Source organism: Pseudomonas fluorescens (assembly GCF_001307155.1).
GTDB lineage: Bacteria > Pseudomonadota > Gammaproteobacteria > Pseudomonadales > Pseudomonadaceae > Aquipseudomonas > Aquipseudomonas helvetica.
This window is the reverse complement of record NZ_CP012830.1, coordinates 4,952,086-4,971,904: the sequence shown is the minus strand read 5'-3', so window position 1 is coordinate 4,971,904 and position 19,819 is coordinate 4,952,086. Positions and strand designations below refer to the sequence as shown.

Genomic DNA, 19,819 nt, shown 5'->3' with positions numbered 1-19,819 from the left:
CCTCACTGCCCGGTGGCGAAGGCAATCGGTGCCGAACGGGCCAGCCCGCCACGGCACTTGAGCACCCTTAACTGCGCGGGCCTTGAATCGATGGCGATGCGCAGGGCTGCCGGCGAAGGATTGATAGCGTCCTTGATCGAGCGATAGGCAAACGCCAGGGTCTGCCCGGTTTCCGCCGCCACCTGCAAACGGCGCAAGGCGCGGTCATCCGCCTGTTGCGGCCAGCACAACACCGCCCCGCAACTGCCTGAGCGCAGGCATTGTTCCGCCGCCCACAGTGCCTCGCGGTCACTGGCCTGGATGATCGACAATTGCCGCAAATCCACCCCGGCGTTCTGCCAGGCTTGGGGATACGGCACATACGGCGGCGCTACCAGCACCACCCGCTCACCAGCGGTCGTCAGTCGGGCCAAGGTTGGCCATACCAGCTGCAACTCACCCACGCCCTGCCCGGCGACAAGGATTTCGCTCAGTGCCGCTTCCGGCCAGCCGCCGCTGGGCAACGCCGCGTCCAGTGCCGCATGCCCGGTCGGTTGCGGGCTGATGCTCGGCGGCGCGGGCCGGCCTTTCCAGACCTGGCCGCCATTGAACAGCGTATCCAGCGCAACGACGGCGCCCATCACCCTTGCCTCACCAGACCGCAGAACACCCCTTCAATCGCCAGGTCCTGATCGGCGGCGACCACAATGGGGCTGTAATCCGGGTTGCGCGGCAGCAACCGCACGCTGTCCCCTGCCCGCTCAAAGCGCTTGATGGTGACTTCGCCCTCAAGCCGCGCAACGACGATCTGGCCGTTCCGCACCTCGGCACTGCGGCGCACGCCCACCAGATCACCGTCGAGAATGCCGTCGCCGATCATCGAGTCGCCCTGAACCCGCAGCAGGTAGTCCGGTGTGCGCGAGAACATTGCCGGATCCAGCCACAAGCGGCTGTGCACCTCGGCATCGACTCCCATCGGCACACCGGCGGCCACCCGCCCGAGTACCGGGATGTCCAGCAACTCGGGGCGACGCGGCTGATTGAGCAAGCGAATACCGCGGGCCTGGTGCGGATTGACCTCGATGAAACCGGCCTCGGTCAGCGCCACCACATGCTTGCGCGCCACGCTGCGTGAGGCAAAACCGAACGCCTCGCTGATTTCAGCGAGGCTCGGTGACTGGCCTTGTTGCGCGATACGGTCGCGGATGAAGGTCAGGATGGCGGTACGGCGGGGAGTCAAAGTCGTCATGGAGTACATTTGTACTCCTCTCGGGTTTTCCTGACAATAACCGCCAGTCGTAACGCTTAGCCCAAGCCGCGCTGGCGCAGAAAAACCGAAATGAAATCGATGAAAGCCGCCACCTTGGCAGTGGCGCGACGGTGGCTGGGATACACCGCCAGGATGTGCGAACCGAACGCGTCCGGATCAATCTCGTAGTCGGCCATCAACCGCACCAGCCGACCATCTGCCAGATACGGCGCGGCACTCCACAGCGGTGCGTGCAGCAGCCCGCGTCCCGCCAGCGCACTGGCCAGCAGCAAGTCGTAATTGTCGCTCTTCAGGCGCGGCCGCGACGGCTGGGGCAAGCTGAGCCGTTGACCGTCGCGCTCGACCCACCAGAATTCACGGCTCAGGGCCGCATGGTGATAGAGCAGCCAGTGATGCTGATCGAGGGTCTGCGGCGTCACCGGAACCGGGTTGCGCGCCAGGTAATCCGGGCTGGCACACAGGGCCAGGCGATTCTCACCGATGATTCGGGCGATCTGTCCGGGCAGGTCGTCATGACCTTCACGCAACGCCAGGTCGTAGCCGCTTTCAAGCAGATCGACGAACTCATCGCACAGGTCGATGTGCAAACTGATTTGCGGGTACTCATCGAGAAAGCCTGCGCACGCCTCGTCGAGAAAGGCCCGACCAAAGGCCAGCGGCGCAGTGATTTTCAGCGTGCCCTGCAAACCATGCTGCACCTGCAGGATCTCTTCGCTGACCTCTTGCAGGCGTTGCAACACCTGGCGCGCGGTCTCCAGATAAAGCCGCCCGACCTCAGTCAATAAAGTGCGCCGCGTGCTGCGCTCGAACAAGCGCGCACCCAGCTCATCCTCCAGATGACTGACCGCTTTGGTCAGCGCCGACGGGGTCTTGCCCAGTTGCTGCGCGGCACGGCTGAAACTGCCGTGCTCTGCGGTCGCAACAAACATTTTCAAGGCACTGAGCGTGTCCATGGTTTTTCCATTCAGGCAAAAGGGTTTTGCTGGTTTCAGGTGTTCTGCCCAGCGTGCCAAGCCACTAGTCTCGCTGCCAGACGAATAAAAACAAGGCATCCCGCATGAATAGAGTTATCCCGACACTCCTGAGCTGCGCCGTGGCTTTTGCCTCGATGGAAGCCATGGCCGCCGCCGATCTGGTATTGATCAACGGCAAGATCTTCACCGCCGACCACGCCCAACCCAAGGTCCAGGCCCTGGCAGTGGAGGACGGCAAAGTGTTGCAGGCCGGCAGCGACGCGCAGATCAAGGCGTTGATCGAGCCCTCGACCCGGGTCATCGATCTGGCGGGTAAAACCCTGATGCCCGGCCTGATCGACAGCCATTCACACGCGATCTTCGGCGGCCTCGAACTGGCCTCGGCCAACATGGAAGATGAACAGGTCAGTCTCGATGTGTTGGAAAAACGTCTGCGCGGCTGGCGTGACGACGGTAAGGCAAAACACGGCGATGTGCTGAGTGTGGCCGGCATGAGTTCGACCTACTGGGCGCAAGCCGAAGCCTTTGCCCAGCGTTTCAACCAGGGTGAATGGGCGCAGGTGCCGATCGTGTTCATCGGCAGCGACCACCACACCGCCTGGGCCAACAACGTGATGCTCACGCGGGCCGGGATCGACGCTGCACTGATCAACACCCTGCCCGCCGCCGAGCGCGACACCATCGGCCGCCTGGCGAATGGCGCGCCCAACGGTTTTCTGGTGGATGCGGGTTGGGACCGGGTCGCTTCAGTCATGCCCAAAGCCAGTCCGGCGGACCTGCTGCGAGCCGCCCAGGCCGCGCTGCGGTTCAACAACAGTTTGGGTATCACCGCCTGGATGGACCCGGCCGCCAACGCCGCGCCGGGGGAACCGGTGTTCGCCCTCAAGCCCACGGAGAAAACCGTCGGCGTCCTGCCGGTGTACAAGGCGCTGTCTGAAACCGGGGCCATGAGCGCGCACATCGCCGCGCTGCTGGTGGCCAACCCGCGAAGCCGCCCGGCCGATCTGGAGACGCTGGACACGGTGCGCAAGCAGTTCCAGGACATCCCGAACCTGAGCTTGCCCGGCATCAAGATCTTCGCCGACGGCGTACTGGAATTTCCGGCGCAGAGCGCGGCGCTGATCAATCCCTACAACAACTCGCACAAACAGGGTGAGCTGTTGATCGATCCGGCGCATTTCGGTGAGCTGGTCAGTGCCGCTGACCAACGCGGCTGGCTGGTGCACATCCACGCCATTGGCGACCGTGCGGTGCGCGAGTCGTTGAACGGCATCGAGCAGGCGCGCAAGGATCGGCAAAGCGGCGTGACCCACTCCATCACTCACCTGCAACTGGTCAACCCCAAGGAGTTCGCCCGCTTCAAGCCACTCAATGTGATCGCCTCGATGCAGCTGCTCTGGGCCTCGGCTGACGAGTACACCCTGGACATGATCAAGCCGTACGTCAGCGCGCTCGCCTTCCGCTATCAGTACCCGGCGCACTCGTTGCTCAAGCAAGGCGCAACGATTGCCGGTGCGAGTGACTGGCCGGTGTCATCGCCGAACCCGTTCAATGCGATGGCCCAGGCCATCACCCGTGTCGGGCCCAAAGGCGTATTGAACGCCGCCGAGGGCATCGACCGCGAGACGATGTTCTACGCCTACACCGTCAATGCCGCCCGCACCATTGGCCTGGAACAGCAGATCGGTTCGCTTGAGCCCGGCAAGCAGGCGGACTTCATTATCGTCGACCGCGATGTGTTCAAGGTCGATGAAAAAGCCCTGCACGACACTCGGGTGCTGAGCACCTGGTTCGCCGGCCGCGAAGTCTATGCCCCCGCCGCACAGTAAAAAGCGATTAGCGCCCCCCCGATCCGTAGGAGCAAGGCTTGCCCGCGATGGCGGTATGTCTGATACACCGCGATATCGTTCATCGCGAGCAAGCTTTGCTCCTACAGGATCTGCGTTAGTCTTCAGCCGATGTTCAGTGCACGCAGATCCAGCTGGCCGTCCTTGAGCGGAGGGCACCAGTAGTAACCACCGGTGATCGGCCGGCTCATGCGGTACAGACCGTCAACGACGCCGTCTTCCAGGCCACTCATGCGGCGCAGTTGGGCTTCGAAGGCGTTGAAGGAATGACCGAAGGCCAGGAACATCAGGCCGGCACGATCACCTTCTATCCACGGCATCGAACGGCGCACAATGAAGGCTTCGGGGGTGAAGCTTTCCTGGGCCGTGCGTTTGACGTGGGCGGAGATCGGCGCGTCGTCGAGCTCTTCGTTGTCGCTCTTGCGGCGACCAATGATGTTGTCCTGCTCATGGGACGGCATCGCATTAAAACCGCTCAGGTCATGCTGCCACTGCTGGATCGCGGCGAAGCTGCCACCCACCGGACTGTCCTCACCCTCGGCCACCAGCGCTGCGGCAACGGCGGCTTCGTCGTGGGGGTTTTCGGTGCCGTCTTCATAGCCTGTCAGGTCGTGGCCACTCATATGACGGAAGGCTTCATTCATCTGCACCAGGCGCAACGCCGGAGCCAGCGCAACTTCAAGGGCGCGGCTACGATTAAGCAACTCGCCGCGATCCTCACCGTGCAACCAGCACCACAGCGCGTGCTGGGTCGAAGGGTTATCGACGCCAACGCCGATCATCGCCGGAAACGGTCGCAGCCCCGCTACTTTCGCGCCCAGTGCATTGACCAGCGACTTGCCAAAACCGACCACCGCCGACTTGCCGTCCACCAGTTTCATCAGGTTGTCGAGCGCAGCCGGCAGAGCTTCGGCGGATTCGAGAGCGAAAAACAAATGACGCGCCTGAGGCGGAACGGGGGTGGCAAGGATGCCCGGCTGGTAGTAACTCATGAGAACTCCTCTGGAAAGGCATGAAGTTTACCCGGCACGCGGCAGTTTGTGTGTGTTGAAAGGTGCAAGAGCGGTGCAGACACGAAACTGTGCTGATGTCGCTCAAATCCTCCGTAGCAGTTGCCGAAGCAATCTGATAAAACGATTCAGCAATGCTAATCATGGCGCACATCCTATGCCGAGCCAAAACCGGCATCAGAATGATGTGTAGCCATCGCCGTCATTCCAGAAAAAGACACGGCTGACAGGTCTTGACCTCATGGCAGTGTCTGGCGATAAAAACCTTATCCGCATCACCCAATCCAGACGGGGTAGCGACATGAGCACAGAAAACATCCTTGGCAACCTGTTCCCGACCGCCCGCGACATCCCGGAGCAATACCGTCTCGACGGGCAAACCGAGCAACGTGAATACCTTGTCGATGGCGTCCTGAAAATCTGGAACGGCCCTCTGGCAATCGTCCGCAGCCCGGTCTACCTGACCGGCAAAAATGGTGATGAGCAAGTCATTCTCGGCAGCACCCCACTGCTCGACGCCGACACCGCATTAACCGCCCTCGACGCCGCCGTCCGTGCCTATGATCGTGGTCAGGGCAGCTGGCCAACGATGCGGGTGGCCGAGCGGATTCAGCATGTCGAAGCATTCCTCTCCCGCATGCGCGAACAGCGCGAGGCGGTGGTCAAGCTGCTGATGTGGGAGATCGGCAAGAACCTCAAGGATTCGGAAAAAGAGTTCGACCGTACCTGCGATTACATCGTCGACACCATCAACGCCCTCAAGGAACTCGACCGTCGCTCCAGCCGATTTGAACTGGAACAGGACACGCTCGGCCAGATCCGCCGCGTGCCGCTTGGCGTCGCCTTGTGCATGGGACCTTACAACTACCCGCTGAACGAGACCTTCACCACGCTGATTCCGGCGCTGATCATGGGCAACACCGTGGTGTTCAAACCGGCCAAGCTCGGCGTCCTGCTGATTCGCCCGTTGCTGGAAGCGTTCCGCGACAGCTTCCCGGCCGGGGTGATCAACGTGATCTACGGCAGCGGCCGCGAGACCGTCAGCGCGCTGATGGCCAGCGGCAAGATCGACATCTTTGCCTTCATCGGCACCAACAAGGCCGCCAGTGACCTGAAGAAACTGCACCCGAAACCGCACCGCTTGCGCGCAGCGTTAGGGCTGGACGCGAAAAACCCCGGCATCGTGCTGCCCGAGGTGGATCTGGACAATGCGGTCAACGAAGCCGTCACCGGTTCGCTGTCGTTCAATGGTCAGCGCTGCACTGCGCTGAAAATCCTCTTCGTTCACGAGCAAGTGGTCGACCGTTTCATCGAGAAATTCAACCACAAGCTGGCCTCGCTCAAACCCGGCATGCCGTGGGAAAGCGGTGTGTCTCTGACGCCGCTGCCGGAGTCAGGCAAGGTCGATTACCTGCATGGGCTGATGGACGATGCCATGAGAAAAGGCGCCAACGTGGTGAACGAGAATGGCGGCCAGGCACGCGGTTCGTTCTTCTATCCGGCGGTGTTGTACCCAGTGACCACCGACATGCGCGTCTATCATGAAGAGCAGTTCGGCCCGGTGGTGCCTATCGTGCCTTATCGTGACCTGGACACGGTGATCGACTACGTCCTCGAGTCAGACTTCGGGCAGCAATTGAGCCTGTTCGGCACCAATCCTGCCGAGGTTGGGCGGCTGGTGGATATCTTTGCCAATCAGGTCGGGCGGATCAACATCAACGCCCAGTGCCAGCGCGGTCCAGACACCTTCCCGTTCAACGGGCGCAAGAATTCGGCCGAAGGCACGCTGTCGGTGCACGACGCGTTGCGGACTTTCTCGATCCGCACGCTGGTGGCGACCAAGTTCCAGGAGAGCAACAAGGAACTGATCAGCGACATCATCCGCGGACGGGAGTCGAGTTTCCTCACCACCGACTATATTTTCTAACACGCACACCGAGGACACCCTGCGAACCCGATGACAGCCTTTCGATCATCTCGATTGCCTCCGTTGCTGCGCCGGCTGCTGCGTCCGCTTCTGGACCCGTACCGGCGCTATCGCAACGCCAAACTGATCCACGCCGTTCGGGTGTCGCTAGGGCTGTTGGCGACGATTCTGCTGACCACCGGGATCCATCTGCCCCACGGTGAATGGGCGTCGGTAACCATGTTGGTGGTGATCGGTGGTTTGCAGCACCACGGCAATATCGGCAAAAAAGCTGCCGAGCGCGCGTATGGCACGCTGATCGGTGCTGGCGTGGGTTTGCTGCTGGTGGCGCAGCAGGCCTGGCTCGGCATGCCGTGGCTGACTTACTTCGGTATGTCGGTGGTCTGCGGGTTCTTCTCCTACCACGCAATTGGCAAAGGTGGTTACACCGCGCTGTTGTCGGCCATCACCGTATTCATCGTCGCCGGACACGGCGATAACCCGGTGACCGACGGACTCTGGCGCACAGTCGATATTCTTATCGGGATCGTCCTGGCCCTGGCCTTTTCCTTCGCACTCCCGCTTTACGCGGTGTACTCCTGGCGCTACAAACTCGCCAGTGCCTTGCGCGACTGCGCGAGCATTTACAGCCGAATCATCAGTGGCCAGTCGGTCACCGATGACCACTACCTGAAGATGCTCAGCCGTCTCAACGGGATGATGGTGCAACTGCGCTCGTTGATGCCGTCGGTGTCCAAGGAAGTGCGAATGTCCATGACCGAACTCGACGCCCTCCAGCGCAATTTACGGATGTGTATCAGCACCCTGGAAATCCTCGCCAACACCCGCCCCGAAGCCAACGACGAACAGGCCATGGCACAAATGCAACTGGCGTTGAAAGCCGAGCACCAGCAGGTTCGCGTGTTACTGATTGGCATGGCCCGGGCGCTGCAATCCGGTACGACACAACGCCTGGAGCGCGCGACCGATGAAACCGCACCGCAGGCCGCCATGGGCACCCCGGTCTACAGCGCGCTGGACGGTTACCGATTACTGACCCGACAACTGACCGCCAACCTGAATGACATGCGCCTGCGCTTGGTGAAGACCGCCCCACGCTGGAAAATCTGAGCGCCGGTCACTGCGTCGCGACTTTACGGACGCCGTTGCCCCACCCCTGTTGCATACCGGCAGCGGCCAGCAGAATCGCGACCACACCGATCCACTGCAACAGTTCGAGGCGATGGCCGAAGGCGAACCAGTCGACGAAAATCGCCGCAATCGGGTAGATAAACGACAGTGCGCCAGTTAGTGCCGTCGGCAGTTTCTGTATCGCGCCGTACAGCAGCACGTACATCACGCCGGTGTGCACAATGCCCAATGTCAGCAAACTGGCCCAAGCGCTGGGTTGTTGCGGCAACGCGGAAAAATTCGCCCAGGGTGCAAGCAACAGCACGCCGGTGCAGACCTGAATCAACGCGATCAAATGCGGCGGTGTGCCGGTCAGGCGTTTGATGATCAGCGCGGCAAAGGCATAAAGCAGCGCGGCGCCCAAGGCCAGTGCAATCCCCAGCAAGTATTCACCGCCCCCCGCGCCCTGCTCGCCATGGGCACTGACGATTGCCAGCATCCCGAGAAATGAAACCCCGAGCCAGAACAGCTTTTGCGCGGTGATCTTCTCGCCGAGAAACAACGCTGCCAGACCCACCAGCATGAACGGTTGCACGTTGTAGACTGCAGTGCCAATGGCAATCGAGGCCCGGGAATAGGAAGCAAATAACAGCACCCAGTTACCGACAATCGCACCCCCGCTGAGCACCGCCAGCAGGAACGTGGGGCGGGTCAGAATGCCCGGGCGCAGAAAGCCGAACACTGCGCAAATCAGCAGCAAGGTCGCAGCGCCGAACACACAGCGCCAGAACACCACGTCCAGCACGGGCTGGCCGGATACCAGCACGAACCATCCGATGGTCCCGGAAATAAGCATGGCGGCGGTCATTTCCAACGAACCACGACGCAGTGTTTTATCCATGATCAGGCTCCTCGATATGAGCCCAAAGTATGCCAATCCAGCGCCGTGCCACTCCAGCGTCAAATGCAGGCTAAACTGCCAGTTCACCTTTTTTATCAAGGCAGATTCCAGTATTTGCCTAATCGGGGGTTGTATGACTGACGACATTGACCAACTGCTGATCGCCGCCCTCATGGAAGACTCCCGACGCTCACTCAAGGCCCTGGCACAGATCAGCGGCCTGTCCTCACCCAGCGTCGCCGAGCGCCTGCGCAGACTCGAAGAGCGTGGCGTGCTCAAGGGCTACACCGTCGACATCGATCCCAAATGCTTCGGTTATCAACTGCAGGCCATCGTGCGTATTCGCCCGTTGCCCGGCCAGTTGCAGAATGTCGAACGGCAGATCCAGGCCATTCCCGAGTTCACCGAATGCGACAAGGTCACCGGCGATGACTGCTTCATCGCGCGCCTGCACGTGCGTTCGATGGAACAGCTGGACACCCTGCTCGACCGCCTCAACAGCTATGCCGAAACCAATACTGCAATCGTCAAGAAGACCCCGGTGAAACGGCGGTTGCCGCCGATGGCGTGAGTGCTGTTTTGTTTCGAACCGCGTAGATTGAGGACTTTCCGGCGAAGGATTGGCGGTATGAAAGCTCAGGCAATGTTATTGGCAGCACTGATGCTCGCGGGGTGCGGCACCATCCAGACAGTGGTGCGCCACGACGATGCGGCCATAAAGAGCCTCAAGAAACAGAAAAGCTACTGCGGCGCCGTCCCTCGAATCTACAGCGGCGTGACCTACGATTTCTGCACACTGTATGCCCCCCTGCGCTCAGGCGTCGACGCGCAAAAATATGACAACGCCACGATTATCGTCTTGATAGACGCCGTTATTTCCGGTGCTCTCGACACTGTGTTGCTGCCCTACACCATTTACCGGCAACAGGCCGACGGCAGCATCATCGTCACTGAGTGAGCCCAGCTCGAATGCCAGACAACAAAAAACCCGCCGTAGCGGGTTTTTTGCTCAAGGCTGGCGATCAGTCATCGCGGCCCATGATGCCGAACAGCTGCAACAAGCTGACGAACAGGTTGTAGATCGATACATACAGGCTGATGGTCGCCATGATGTAGTTACGCTCGCCACCATGAATGATGGCGCTGGTCTGGAACAGAATGCAGACCGAAGAAAACAGCACGAAGCCCGCGCTGATCGCCAGTTGCAGACCGCTGATCTTGAAGAACATGCCCGCCAGCGTCGCGCCCAGCAGGACGAAGAAACCAGCGGTGATGAAACCACCGAGGAAGCTCATGTCCTTGCGGGTAATCAGCACATAGGCCGACAAACCACCGAATACCAGTGCGGTCATCGCGAAAGCCGAGCTGACCACTTCAGCGCCGCCTTGCATGCCCAGGTAACGGTTGAGAATCGGGCCCAGCAGGAACCCCATGAAACCGGTCAGGGCAAACGCCGACACCAGGCCCCAGGCCGAGTCACGAAGCTTGTTGGTCAGAAAGAAAAGCCCGTAGAAGCCGATCAGCACCACAAACACGTTCGGGTAGCCGACACGCATCTGCTGAGCGACGAACGCCATCACACCGCTGAATGCGAGCGTAAGGGCGAGTAAGCCGTAAGTGTTGCGCAGGACGCGGCTAACCTCTAGCTGCTCAGCCTGCACGCTGTTATTAACTGCGTAATCCTGTTCGCGCATGGCGACACTCCTGTTGGTTTGAAACGTTCAGTCGCAAAGATCATAACAGACGCTCTGTAACAAGCTACGCAGAGAGTTTGACAGTGTGTTTCATTCAGGTATTATGGCGCCCGCAACGCAATACGGAGGTGTGGCCGAGTGGTTTAAGGCAACGGTCTTGAAAACCGTCGACTGTAACAGGTCCATGAGTTCGAATCCCATCGCCTCCGCCATATTTGTACGTTAGAGCCCTGATTATTCAGGGCTTTGTCGTTTCTGGGGTTTGGTGAAAATCTCGGCGCTCGGCATGTGTTCCAGAACTATTTTGGAAGTGTTCCAGAACTAAGCCCGTTTTTCAGCCCTTCCGCCCCCTCCCTCGACCGCTCCATTTCCCCGTCGTGTAACACGATATTTCATCTGCGAAGCTAAAGCCTCCACGGAGGATTCGCGATGCCAAAATCAGACCTGCTTCCTTCCCTGCTGTTCAATATCAACGAAAACCAACTCGCCCTAGAGTCAGCCATCCTGAGGCTATCGAACCGGGTTGAGCGGAGTGGCTCGGCCAACGCCGTCGACAACTTATGCGGCGCCCTGGACACGATCGACCGGAATGAGGAGTTCATCAAAATGGCGCTTGCGGTGCTGATGGCACCAGAGTGACGTTCAATGCCAACAGAGCGCCCAGGCGCCTGCAATCACTAGGTGCGGGCAGATGCCAGGTGAGCAGCGACAGCAGCACACTTACCGGCAGTAGGATTAAGAGTAACGTCGTGATGGGCCGATCCGGTGGCAACCATTCCGAAGCCACCAGATACGTCGCCCCCCTCAAAAAAATCATCAGCGCAAGAGCCGTCACACCACATCGTGCTAAGTATTCATCGCGGTCCTTTACACGGGATGCCTTCGATCAAGAAGCAGCGATGCGATGGCCTGGCCGGAAGCCATGCACTCCGGCCGACCAGACCACCGACAGGCTCAGCAACGCCAACACGGCCAATGCCCACGGAAAAGACGCAGGCCCGAGACGCTCCAGCAAGACACCGCCCACCGCGCCGCCACCGGCCACAGCCAGGTTGAAGACCGTCACCAGCATGGATTGCGCCACATCGGCCCCCTCGCCAGCCGTATCAGCCAGAGCGGTTTGTAGCAACGTCGGTGCACCGCCAAAGGTCAGACCCCATGTCGCAACGCCCAGTAGCACCACCAGCGCCGAGCCGCCCGAGAAACCCAACATCAGTGCCGCTACGGTGAACACGGTCAGACTCAGCAAGGTCAGTGTGCGCAGCCAGCGATCCACCAGCACGCCGGTGATCCAGATTCCCATAATGGAGGCCACACCGAACAACGCCAGCACGGCGTCCACCCGATGCCCAAGCCCCACCGACGCCAGGAAGGGCGCGATGTAAGTGTAGAGAACGTTGTGCGCCAATATCCACGCGAATAGCGCGAGCAGTACCGGACGGATGCCGGGCATCAGGAAGATGCGTCGGATCGGCACGCGCTGTCTGGCGGACTGTCCTGCGAAGTCCGGCACCGCCAACCGCACCCAGGCAAATAGCAGTAGCGACAACGCCGACATGATCCAAAACACGCCTCGCCAATCGAACAAGGTGCCCAGCCACGTTCCCAACGGCACGCCGATGGCCAAGGCAATGGGCTGGCCAACGCCCGCTATTGCCAGTGCTCGTCCCTGCAGGTGCTGGGGCACCATGCGCCGTGCATATCCGGCCAGCAGCCCCCATATCACGCCGGCCGCCATACCAGCGACGAAGCGCGCTGCCAGGATTAGCTCATAGTGGGCAGACAAAGCCGTGACGGAATTGAAGACCAGCAGACCGCCAATGGCCAGCAGTAGCAACGGCCTGCGGTTCCAACTGCGTGTGGCGGCGATGATCGGGATTGCGGCCAGTACCGCCCCCAGTGCATACAGGGTCACTAACTGGCCCGCCAAGGCTTCGGAGACACCCAGGCCCTCGCCAATCTGCGGCAACAGACCGGCTGGCATAGTCTCGGTCATGATGGCAAGGAAACCCGCCATCGTGAACGCCAGCAGCTTCCAGACAGGTAGCCCTACAGCGATTGCCTCATGAACGGTTACGGGAGTTTCTTGATTTCGGATGCTCATACGGTGTTCTCCTTATGTATGTCAGGCGAGATAGGACGCGGCCATGTCCTTGGCGCCGTGCCCAGCTTCCAGCGCACGCTCGAAGCGGCAAAGACCGGCCTGCGCCCCATCCATCCGCACACCGACTTGGGCGGCTGCCTCGACCACCAAACTTGCGTCCTTCACTGCATTGACGATGGAGAAACTAGCGGTGTATTCCTCGGCCAGGATGGTGGCGGCCTTGGCCTGGAAATAGCTGCTGTCCATCGGACCGCCCGTGACCACATCCACCACCAACGCCGGATCGACGCCCAGCCCTTTGGCAAGCGCGAGGCTCTCTGCGAGCCCGTGGGTCAGCGCAAAGGCCCAGTTGTTGAGGGCGAGCTTCAAGCGGCTGCTAGCGCTCGCGTGCTCGGACACCCACAAGGTGCGTTTGCCGATCGCATCAAAGACTGGCTGAACGACTTCGCGCTGCTCGACCGGACCAGACGCCAGAATGATCAGTTGCGCTAGTTCGGCTGGCTGGCGAGTGCCTTGCACCGGAGCGTCATAGAACACCAATCCATACTGCTCGGCCAACGAGGAAAGCGTCTCGATGGCCTCGATACCCACGGTGCTCAATTGCAGCCAGACGGCGGCCTTGTTCAAGGCCGGTGCCGCTGCCTGTATGGCTTCCTGAACGCAGCGACCATCCTTAAGTACAGTCACGATGATGTCGGCCCCCCTTACAGCATCGGCCGGGCTGTCGAATGCCAGGATGCCGTCATCCACCAAAGCCTGTGCCTTGGCGGCGGTGCGATTCCAGGCATGCACGGTGAACCCCCGCTTGCGCATATTGCGCGCTACGGGAGCGCCGATCAGGCCAGTGCCGAGGATAGCGATGGTGGTTTTCTGGTTAATGCTCACATGAACTCCTTTTGATAGCGGATGAAGACCCCCTAACTGGAATGATCATTCCAATTTAGATCAAACAAAACCCGCCATCCCTGTGCACTCCGATGCACCAGGATGGCGGGTGGGTGGTTATAGCGTATTGAGCGCCACGTCGATCACATCCAGTAGGCACTGGCGACGCTGCCGCGCAGGGCTGCCCTTGCCCAGTACACGCATCCCCTGCATGGTGTTGACAAAGAAACGGGCCAGCGCACGCGGGTTCTTCTCGGCAGCAATCTCGCCTGATTGCTGCCCCCGGATGATCAGTTTCTCCAGCGCCTTCAGAAGGCGCTGGAAGTTATGGGCCACCAGTTCGGCCACTGACTCGTCATGACCCGCCAGCTCCAGCGTCGCATTGGCAACTAGGCAGCCGCGCCGCTGTGGATCGCCCAGTTCGTCCTCCACAATGCGCATCAGAAGTTGCTGGATCACATCTTTTGTCGAACCGGGGCCGGCCATCAGTTCCACATTGGCCGTAGTTATTGCCTGGTATCGGCGCAGCGCCTGTTGATAGAGCCCCTGCTTGCTCTCAAACGTGCTGTAGAGACTGCTGCGCGACAGCCCCGTGCCTTCGACCAGATCCTGCACAGAGGTCGCAGCATAGCCGCGCTCCCAGAAGACGCGCATGGCGGCATCGGCGATTTCGTCGGGTTCAAATTCCTTGGTGCGCATGCTAATCCATACAATTGGAATGATCGTTCCCAATAATTTACGATGTGCTTTCTGGAGCGTCAACAACAATCGGATCGTCCATCGATATGCCATGAAACATGGCCGGCGCAAGTCAGCGGTGCGCTCCGCCATGATCAACGCTCTTAGAGCCGGTACCGGTTTTTCACGGAGATGAGCAGTTCCAGACTCAGCTAAGCTGAAACCTCCACTGGAGGACTTTGCCAATGTGCGGAAGACTTTCCCAGTACAGAGGAATCCACGACTTCGTTGCGGCGCTGAGCATGCCTAACGCCCGAGTCAACACCCTAGGCGATCAGCCGCTCGAGCGGTACAACGTCGCCCCGTCGACTCTGGTCGCCCTGCTCCACCTCGAAGGCGATACTCTGCACGCTGACCGGGTGCGTTGGGGATGACGCCCGCACTGGGCGAAGAATCGTGCGGCGCCGATCAATGCCAGGGTCGAGAAGGTCGCCCACGGCCCGTTCTTCAGAGCAATCTGGCCACACCGCGCCATCACGCCCATTGATAACTGGTTTGAATGGGTCGATGAAGGAGGACCGAAGAAGCAACCCTATTTGATCCGGCACCGGGACGGTTCACCGATATTGTGTGCCTCCATCGGCCAGTTTCCCGATAGCGATGAAGGCCCTGGGGAGCACGACGGCTTTGTGATCATCACCGCCGACAGCGCCAGCGGCATGGTCGACATTCATGACCGGCGACCGGTGGTGCTTGCGCCGGAACTGGCACGGGAATGGCTCGACCCGGCCACACCCAAGGAGCGCGCCGAGCATATGATGATTCAACAGGGAGAGCCGTCCGAGGACTTCGAATGGTTCAAGGTCAGCGTAGCGATTGGCAATGTGCGCAACCAAGGCGCAAGCCTGATCAGACACCCGCACCTAGACACTCCACATCCCCGAGTCCTGTCGGGTGCCGCCGAAGTTCCTCAGCATGGATGATATAGTAGGCGGTCTGCTCGAAGTTTGGCTCGCCTCACATGCAGCGTATCAATGAACGACGCCCTGATTTTCGCTGCCCTGCCTGCTGGAGCGCGGTAAGCTTGCTCCATGGCACGTTGCTGTCTCGGTTGGGTCATCCGGAGCACTGGTTGGGTTTTGCCGTCCCACCCAAGCATTCACGGAGGCGGAACGCAGTGTCTTAAACCCCTTCAGAGTCTCCCGAATTAACCCGAAAATTTTTGAATGGAATCAAATTTATGGTTGCTGTACGAGTGATATGGGGTTTGTATTTTTTTGTTTTTTGCATTTTTTCCAGCCACGCATCTGCTGGAAATAATAATGCTGACGAGTATCCGATTCCCTTTGAGCTGAATCGAAGCTGGGGGGCTAAAGATAAGAATGGTGTGATTGTGATTCCACCAATCTACAAAAATGTATTGCTATTTAAGGGAGGTATAAGCATTGCAAGAATAGACAAGAAGATAGGCTACATCGATCAGAACGGGGGAATCGCTATACCCTTCGAGTATGATAAAGGTTTGAATTTCAATCATGGACTTGTTGGTGTTTGCACTGAAGGCAAGTGCGGATATCTAGACGCAAAGGGAAATATAGTTATCTCCCTTCTGTATAAAGAGATAGACTACTTCAGAGACGAGCACGGAGGCCTTGCGATAGTAAAGGGAGAACATGGTTGGGGAGTTATTAATACTGCAGGGCGCAACATAATTGAGCCAGTACTTAGGACCAAACCATCTATTTCCGAAGGGGTTATAATTGCCTTTAAAGGCGCACGCGACGGCATGATATACGACATGAAAGGCAATCAGTTAACGCCGTTAAATTATGATCAAATTGCTTATAATGTGTGGGCCGGAAAATACCTCAATGATAATCTTTTCACAGTGGCAATCGATGGTAAATGGGGGTTCATTGATAAAGCTGGCAAGGTCATAATCCCTATGCGCTATGACAAGCGCGCTTTTTTCTTTGAAGGTTATGCCGAATTAGTTCGAGACGGGAAGGTCTACCGCGTAGACAAGCAAGGGACGGAGGAGCTAATTGGTGATTGGCAGCAAGCAACTCCATAAGTGCTGCGACCTGCGGTTGAGGCCTTTGGTATCACCACCCAACCCGCCCACTTGCAACCATTTCGTTGCCAGCGCCGGTGACATCAAGTTCAAGAAAGAGTGACTCCATGGGCAACGCAAGAGCAAACCAAGCTGTTGCAGCAAATTGAGAACCTGCTGACTGCAGTGGACTCCTTACAGGCGTGCCTCGAAGACCCCGACACCACGCGTGCCAATGGCCGCTTCGAGATTTTCCGCACCGTACTGCGCAGTACGGCCGTCGAGGCCAAGCAGGTTGTGGAACATCAACGGGATGTGCAGATGAAGAAACTGGATAGCCGCAAAAAGGTAGCGCTTGCCACGTCGTTACAACGCCGCGCCGAGTACTCAGCGTGCCTTCTTCCACCTGGAAGACCAGTGTCTGCACGTCGACATAGTTCGTTGGGGATGGCGTCCGAACTGTGCTAAAGATCGCGCAGCACCGATCAACGCAAGAGCAGAAAAAGTCGCCCATGGTCCTTTCTTTCGTGCGATCTGGCTACATCGAACGATCATCGCAATAAATAACTGGTTCGAATGGGTGGATGAGGGCGGCGAAAAAAACAGCCGTATCTGATTCGCCGGAAGGATCAGGCGGCGCGTGAGTGGCTGGACATGGCAACGCCCTCACCTCAAGCGATACCCCCGGCGTCCTGCCGACCGGGCATCGCGCAATACAACTCACCCCTTCGGAAAATACTCTGGATTCAAGCATGACACGCATACTCTATCCACGGCCTCGCCGTTTACCCAGTAGTAGCCATTCAACGTGGCCTCAACAACCCAGCCGGCTGCGGTGTACGCTTTTATCGACGCAATATTTCCCGAGAGCATCCCTCCCTGAAGACGCCGGATATCGAATCTTGAAAAGGCGATTTCATTAGCTAAGGCGATGGCTTTTTTAGCACCCCCCTGACCAATAAACTTTCGATTCCCGATCAAACACACAAGGTCTGAGGTCTTATTTTTCAGGTCCATTGGACCTATTTTCACGTTCCCTATCTTTTCTCCACTATCGCTCTCAATCAGAAAATAAGTCCACAGGCCTGACTCGACTCCTTTTTTGTAATCTTCCGTGATCATCTGTTTCGTGAATACACGGCCGGACCCAGTAAAGTAATTCAAATGCCCGTCATCATTGTTGAACCAAGACAGATACTGATCGTCAATGTCGCCAAGCTCAAGCTCGCGCAGCGTTATCCCTATGCTCATACCGCTCCTTAAATGCTGAGTAATTTTGTGACAGAAGACTCTTTCTGTTGAGCAAGATTACAAAATTGCATGTCGCTACAATACTGTCTATTTTTGGTGTTCTGTCGACCCAACATCCCCCCCATTGATTAACTTCCCTCACATACGCCCGACATGCCGCCAGCGCAATCAATCCCTGATCACCGTCATCGGTGATGCCGATAATTCATTGAGCATGCGCTGGGGCAAGTCGGGCGCGCGCTCCTTCATGAACCACACTGCCGGCGCCGGTAGCGGTTGGCACTGCGCAACCACTGGCTGAATCCGCTGCGTCGATGAGGACTGACACACACCGAGGCATTCACAGCAACGCCCTGCGCAGCCCTTCCTCGAACACGGCATCCGGATAGGGACTCCCGCTGTTTTCGTGAACAATGATCCCAAGCATCACCGCGCGCAGGGTCGCCGGGTTCTTGATATCGATCACATCGTTCGGCTGCACGCCCATCGAGCCAGCACCTGCACAACCAGCACCAACGCCCTCCCCGATGAAAGCCGCTCCAGCAGTTGCCGCAATTGCGAAGCCCGCAGCGACAGCCATGCGCTCGGACCGACTCTGTCATACCAGGCAATCGAGAGTCCGCGCCACAAAGTGCAGATAAGCGAAAACGTGGCGCGAATGTTTCGGAATGAGAGCCTGGCAGAGCTGAAGCGCGACCCTGGTGACGAGATCGTTGAGCCAGCATAGCCAGAGTCACACCACATCAAAAACAATAAGCCCTGTATCAATCACCCATTTATCACCAAGGCGAGCTGAACTCACTCGACAGCCCTGGTGGGCTCCCTTGAGACATTCGGCGACTTTTCGTACAGACCCTAATTTACACAACAGGACTTATGTAACCCGACAATACGCCGATACCATGCAGCGGCACGGAAGCACCGAAGCAACACTTACTTCATAGAAGGCAGGAACCTGAACAATGTTTGAACACATCTGGCGCAGCATCCATTCCCCGAACTACTTCCCCAATGTACTGGAGTGGATGATCAATATTCTCCTCAACCCGTTCATGGTGATTATGTGCCTGATGGTCGGAGCGCTGGCCGGTAAATGGTGGAGAGCCGTCCCCTACGGCAGCCTGATTTGTTATGTGGTGTTCCTGAGCCGGTCGTCATTCTATCGGTGGGGAAGCATTTTCCCCGAAGCCGGCCTGCCTGCGCTGTTCATTGATGGCGCACTGCTGGCCCTCCTCGGCTTCTATTTGAAAGGCGTACTCAGAACCCGCTCAGAAGCAAAACCCGAAGGCCATTGGTTGCGCTGGCTTTATCAAAGCCTGAAGGTCGTCATGCTGACAGTTATGGTGATGTTCTGGGCGCTCGTCGTGCTGTTTGTCGTGACCTTCACCGTCTCGGTCGCTACCCAACCATCATTGGTGCACTGACCCACCTTCTGCTTGCCAGGGTCTGTACGAAAAGTCGCCGAGTGGCGATCAGGTAGTTCTCGTACAGAGCCTAATATCCCGATCAGACAATTCGGGATCAAGGATCGCCGGAAACAGTGCTCGGATGTGATGTTCACTCAGCCACTTGTCGCTGGTCTTATTGAAGCAGATGCTTCTGCCCGGGCGGCGCAGCTCAACGCAATACTCAAGCTCATCCGCAATTTCGAAAACCTTTTTCACAAACTCATCAACATTCATGGCCGACACTTCATTGGTACGTCAGCAGAGTGTAGGACTCCCCCGTACCCACAGAAAACCTATAGGCCTCGCTCAGCAACCATCCACGCCCCCTGCTCCCGGCCCGCTACCTGCGCCAGCCCGCGGTCAGCGTAAGTCTGGTCACCGGCCACAACCGGAATCACCACCTCATCAACGCGCTTCACCTCGACATTGATCCGCCAGACCTCCTGGCCGCTCTCCAGTGTTTCGCACTCCATGTAGTTCCAGAGCCGAAATCCTTCGTGCTCGTCATAAATATCGTGCTTGGTCATGTGGTGATCTCTTTAAGGTGACCGCATCGTAGCACTCCACTGTCGGGGCATGGCCCGGCATAGGACGTCCCATGCCCACAGGAAACCGAAAGCTTGATATTCGCAGCATCTTTACCGATTCGTTGTCGCGACCGTAACCCAGCTGGTACCACCAGCGAATG

At 58.5% G+C, this 19,819-nt stretch carries 21 protein-coding genes, 1 tRNA gene and 3 pseudogenes; 11 read left to right on the top strand and 14 right to left on the bottom strand.

Annotated elements, in window-relative coordinates:
* Positions 1-2 precede the first annotated feature (2 nt).
* Genes imuA through AO353_RS22695 form a run of 3 tightly spaced genes read right to left on the bottom strand, consistent with a single transcriptional unit; the run spans position 3 to position 2,202 of the window.
* Positions 3-620, bottom strand: a complete 618-nt coding sequence (gene imuA / locus AO353_RS22705) for a translesion DNA synthesis-associated protein ImuA (RefSeq protein ID WP_054596986.1) — start codon at positions 618-620, stop codon at positions 3-5.
* A complete protein-coding gene (gene lexA / locus AO353_RS22700) occupies positions 620-1,237 on the bottom strand; it encodes a transcriptional repressor LexA (protein WP_054596985.1) in 618 nt (205 codons plus the stop codon). The genes imuA and lexA overlap by 1 nt, the downstream gene beginning before the upstream one ends.
* 47 nt (positions 1,238-1,284) lie before the next feature.
* The gene (locus AO353_RS22695) at positions 1,285-2,202 is read right to left on the bottom strand and encodes a LysR family transcriptional regulator (protein ID WP_054596984.1); all 918 of its coding nucleotides are present in this window, start codon (positions 2,200-2,202) and stop codon (positions 1,285-1,287) included.
* A gap of 104 nt (positions 2,203-2,306) precedes the next feature.
* On the opposite strand from AO353_RS22695, the gene AO353_RS22690 reads away from it, so the two are divergent.
* A complete protein-coding gene (locus AO353_RS22690; protein WP_054596983.1) occupies positions 2,307-4,052 on the top strand; it encodes an amidohydrolase in 1,746 nt (581 codons plus the stop codon).
* 122 nt (positions 4,053-4,174) lie between these two features.
* Here AO353_RS22690 and AO353_RS22685 read toward each other — a convergent pair whose 3' ends face one another.
* On the bottom strand, positions 4,175-5,062 hold the full coding sequence (locus AO353_RS22685) for a Dyp-type peroxidase (protein WP_054596982.1): 888 nt from the start codon (positions 5,060-5,062) through the stop codon (positions 4,175-4,177).
* Positions 5,063-5,381: 319 nt separating this feature from the next.
* Here AO353_RS22685 and AO353_RS22680 point away from each other — a divergent pair, with 319 nt between their 5' ends.
* Together AO353_RS22680 and AO353_RS22675 are read left to right on the top strand one after the other, a co-directional pair.
* On the top strand, positions 5,382-7,007 hold the full coding sequence (locus AO353_RS22680) for an NADP-dependent glyceraldehyde-3-phosphate dehydrogenase (protein WP_054596981.1): 1,626 nt from the start codon (positions 5,382-5,384) through the stop codon (positions 7,005-7,007).
* A gap of 30 nt (positions 7,008-7,037) precedes the next feature.
* On the top strand, positions 7,038-8,117 hold the full coding sequence (locus tag AO353_RS22675) for an FUSC family protein (RefSeq protein WP_173860003.1): 1,080 nt from the start codon (positions 7,038-7,040) through the stop codon (positions 8,115-8,117).
* A gap of 7 nt (positions 8,118-8,124) precedes the next feature.
* On the opposite strand, the gene AO353_RS22670 is transcribed toward AO353_RS22675, so the two are convergent.
* Complete coding sequence (locus AO353_RS22670) at positions 8,125-9,018, bottom strand: DMT family transporter (RefSeq protein WP_054596979.1); 894 nt, start codon at positions 9,016-9,018, stop codon at positions 8,125-8,127.
* Positions 9,019-9,151: 133 nt separating this feature from the next.
* Here AO353_RS22670 and AO353_RS22665 point away from each other — a divergent pair, with 133 nt between their 5' ends.
* Both AO353_RS22665 and AO353_RS22660 read left to right on the top strand, forming a co-directional pair.
* Entirely contained in the window at positions 9,152-9,589 is a 438-nt protein-coding gene (locus tag AO353_RS22665) for an Lrp/AsnC family transcriptional regulator (protein ID WP_019690796.1), read from the top strand.
* Positions 9,590-9,646: 57 nt separating this feature from the next.
* Positions 9,647-9,976 carry a YceK/YidQ family lipoprotein gene (locus AO353_RS22660; RefSeq protein ID WP_054596978.1) on the top strand — a complete coding sequence of 110 codons (330 nt, stop codon included), beginning with the start codon at positions 9,647-9,649 and terminating at the stop codon, positions 9,974-9,976.
* Positions 9,977-10,040: 64 nt separating this feature from the next.
* Here the strand turns inward: AO353_RS22660 and AO353_RS22655 are convergent, their stop codons facing one another.
* A complete protein-coding gene (locus AO353_RS22655) occupies positions 10,041-10,712 on the bottom strand; it encodes a Bax inhibitor-1/YccA family protein (RefSeq protein ID WP_054596977.1) in 672 nt (223 codons plus the stop codon).
* Between the two features lie 124 nt (positions 10,713-10,836).
* Between AO353_RS22655 and AO353_RS22650 the strand changes: the two genes are divergently transcribed.
* Together AO353_RS22650 and AO353_RS22645 are read left to right on the top strand one after the other, a co-directional pair.
* A tRNA-Ser gene (locus tag AO353_RS22650) sits at positions 10,837-10,924 on the top strand.
* Between the two features lie 217 nt (positions 10,925-11,141).
* Complete coding sequence (locus AO353_RS22645) at positions 11,142-11,351, top strand: hypothetical protein (RefSeq protein ID WP_054596976.1); 210 nt, start codon at positions 11,142-11,144, stop codon at positions 11,349-11,351.
* 247 nt (positions 11,352-11,598) lie between these two features.
* Here the strand turns inward: AO353_RS22645 and AO353_RS22640 are convergent, their stop codons facing one another.
* From AO353_RS22640 to AO353_RS22630, 3 genes are all read right to left on the bottom strand, one after another.
* The gene (locus AO353_RS22640) at positions 11,599-12,816 is read right to left on the bottom strand and encodes an MFS transporter (protein WP_054596975.1); all 1,218 of its coding nucleotides are present in this window, start codon (positions 12,814-12,816) and stop codon (positions 11,599-11,601) included.
* 21 nt (positions 12,817-12,837) lie between these two features.
* The gene (locus AO353_RS22635; RefSeq protein ID WP_054596974.1) at positions 12,838-13,701 is read right to left on the bottom strand and encodes an NAD(P)-dependent oxidoreductase; all 864 of its coding nucleotides are present in this window, start codon (positions 13,699-13,701) and stop codon (positions 12,838-12,840) included.
* 117 nt (positions 13,702-13,818) lie between these two features.
* On the bottom strand, positions 13,819-14,532 hold the full coding sequence (locus tag AO353_RS22630; RefSeq protein ID WP_237142917.1) for a TetR/AcrR family transcriptional regulator: 714 nt from the start codon (positions 14,530-14,532) through the stop codon (positions 13,819-13,821).
* A 92-nt stretch (positions 14,533-14,624) separates the two neighbouring features.
* Between AO353_RS22630 and AO353_RS22625 the strand changes: the two are divergent.
* From AO353_RS22625 to AO353_RS30080, 3 genes and pseudogenes are all read left to right on the top strand, one after another.
* Positions 14,625-15,362: pseudogene (locus tag AO353_RS22625) on the top strand (SOS response-associated peptidase family protein).
* A gap of 257 nt (positions 15,363-15,619) precedes the next feature.
* Positions 15,620-16,453 carry a WG repeat-containing protein gene (locus AO353_RS22620; protein ID WP_054596972.1) on the top strand — a complete coding sequence of 278 codons (834 nt, stop codon included), beginning with the start codon at positions 15,620-15,622 and terminating at the stop codon, positions 16,451-16,453.
* 343 nt (positions 16,454-16,796) lie between these two features.
* A pseudogene (locus AO353_RS30080) lies at positions 16,797-17,068 on the top strand (SOS response-associated peptidase family protein); the annotation flags it as partial.
* Positions 17,069-17,152: 84 nt separating this feature from the next.
* Here AO353_RS30080 and AO353_RS22615 read toward each other — a convergent pair.
* The 3 genes and pseudogenes from AO353_RS22615 to AO353_RS31220 all read right to left on the bottom strand — a co-directional run bounded on the left by AO353_RS22615 (position 17,153) and on the right by AO353_RS31220 (position 18,170).
* Positions 17,153-17,683, bottom strand: coding sequence for a GNAT family N-acetyltransferase (locus tag AO353_RS22615; RefSeq protein WP_054596971.1), 531 nt, complete (start codon positions 17,681-17,683; stop codon positions 17,153-17,155).
* Positions 17,684-17,810: 127 nt separating this feature from the next.
* A pseudogene (locus tag AO353_RS32255) lies at positions 17,811-18,011 on the bottom strand (lysis protein); the annotation flags it as partial.
* 12 nt (positions 18,012-18,023) lie between these two features.
* Positions 18,024-18,170 (bottom strand): hypothetical protein, encoded by a 147-nt coding sequence (locus tag AO353_RS31220; RefSeq protein ID WP_158246534.1) that lies wholly within the window; start codon positions 18,168-18,170, stop codon positions 18,024-18,026.
* Positions 18,171-18,645: 475 nt separating this feature from the next.
* On the opposite strand from AO353_RS31220, the gene AO353_RS22610 reads away from it, so the two are divergent.
* Positions 18,646-19,107, top strand: a complete 462-nt coding sequence (locus AO353_RS22610; RefSeq protein WP_054596970.1) for a hypothetical protein — start codon at positions 18,646-18,648, stop codon at positions 19,105-19,107.
* 48 nt (positions 19,108-19,155) lie between these two features.
* Here AO353_RS22610 and AO353_RS22605 read toward each other — a convergent pair whose 3' ends face one another.
* Both AO353_RS22605 and AO353_RS22600 read right to left on the bottom strand, forming a co-directional pair.
* Positions 19,156-19,365 (bottom strand): hypothetical protein, encoded by a 210-nt coding sequence (locus AO353_RS22605; RefSeq protein WP_054596969.1) that lies wholly within the window; start codon positions 19,363-19,365, stop codon positions 19,156-19,158.
* Between the two features lie 59 nt (positions 19,366-19,424).
* Positions 19,425-19,658: a hypothetical protein gene (locus AO353_RS22600; RefSeq protein WP_054596968.1), complete on the bottom strand. Its 234-nt coding sequence runs from the start codon at positions 19,656-19,658 to the stop codon at positions 19,425-19,427.
* Positions 19,659-19,819 lie beyond the last annotated feature (161 nt).

What these genes read in the sequence shown, in the direction of transcription:
- AO353_RS22605 (WP_054596969.1), bottom strand. Translation starts at nt 19,365, where the DNA reads ATGAATGTTGATGAGTTTGTGAAAAAGGTTTTCGAAATTGCGGATGAG.
- AO353_RS22665 (WP_019690796.1), top strand. Translation starts at nt 9,152, where the DNA reads ATGACTGACGACATTGACCAACTGCTGATCGCCGCCCTCATGGAAGAC.
- AO353_RS31220 (WP_158246534.1), bottom strand. Translation starts at nt 18,170, where the DNA reads ATGGGCGTGCAGCCGAACGATGTGATCGATATCAAGAACCCGGCGACC.
- lexA (WP_054596985.1), bottom strand. Translation starts at nt 1,237, where the DNA reads ATGTACTCCATGACGACTTTGACTCCCCGCCGTACCGCCATCCTGACC.
- AO353_RS22675 (WP_173860003.1), top strand. Translation starts at nt 7,038, where the DNA reads ATGACAGCCTTTCGATCATCTCGATTGCCTCCGTTGCTGCGCCGGCTG.
- imuA (WP_054596986.1), bottom strand. Translation starts at nt 620, where the DNA reads ATGGGCGCCGTCGTTGCGCTGGATACGCTGTTCAATGGCGGCCAGGTC.
- AO353_RS22670 (WP_054596979.1), bottom strand. Translation starts at nt 9,018, where the DNA reads ATGGATAAAACACTGCGTCGTGGTTCGTTGGAAATGACCGCCGCCATG.
- AO353_RS22600 (WP_054596968.1), bottom strand. Translation starts at nt 19,658, where the DNA reads ATGACCAAGCACGATATTTATGACGAGCACGAAGGATTTCGGCTCTGG.
- AO353_RS22620 (WP_054596972.1), top strand. Translation starts at nt 15,620, where the DNA reads ATGGTTGCTGTACGAGTGATATGGGGTTTGTATTTTTTTGTTTTTTGC.
- AO353_RS22685 (WP_054596982.1), bottom strand. Translation starts at nt 5,062, where the DNA reads ATGAGTTACTACCAGCCGGGCATCCTTGCCACCCCCGTTCCGCCTCAG.
- AO353_RS22680 (WP_054596981.1), top strand. Translation starts at nt 5,382, where the DNA reads ATGAGCACAGAAAACATCCTTGGCAACCTGTTCCCGACCGCCCGCGAC.
- AO353_RS22695 (WP_054596984.1), bottom strand. Translation starts at nt 2,202, where the DNA reads ATGGACACGCTCAGTGCCTTGAAAATGTTTGTTGCGACCGCAGAGCAC.
- AO353_RS22690 (WP_054596983.1), top strand. Translation starts at nt 2,307, where the DNA reads ATGAATAGAGTTATCCCGACACTCCTGAGCTGCGCCGTGGCTTTTGCC.
- AO353_RS22645 (WP_054596976.1), top strand. Translation starts at nt 11,142, where the DNA reads ATGCCAAAATCAGACCTGCTTCCTTCCCTGCTGTTCAATATCAACGAA.
- AO353_RS22640 (WP_054596975.1), bottom strand. Translation starts at nt 12,816, where the DNA reads ATGAGCATCCGAAATCAAGAAACTCCCGTAACCGTTCATGAGGCAATC.
- AO353_RS22610 (WP_054596970.1), top strand. Translation starts at nt 18,646, where the DNA reads ATGTTTGAACACATCTGGCGCAGCATCCATTCCCCGAACTACTTCCCC.
- AO353_RS22655 (WP_054596977.1), bottom strand. Translation starts at nt 10,712, where the DNA reads ATGCGCGAACAGGATTACGCAGTTAATAACAGCGTGCAGGCTGAGCAG.
- AO353_RS22615 (WP_054596971.1), bottom strand. Translation starts at nt 17,683, where the DNA reads ATGAGCATAGGGATAACGCTGCGCGAGCTTGAGCTTGGCGACATTGAC.
- AO353_RS22630 (WP_237142917.1), bottom strand. Translation starts at nt 14,532, where the DNA reads ATGGCGGAGCGCACCGCTGACTTGCGCCGGCCATGTTTCATGGCATAT.
- AO353_RS22660 (WP_054596978.1), top strand. Translation starts at nt 9,647, where the DNA reads ATGAAAGCTCAGGCAATGTTATTGGCAGCACTGATGCTCGCGGGGTGC.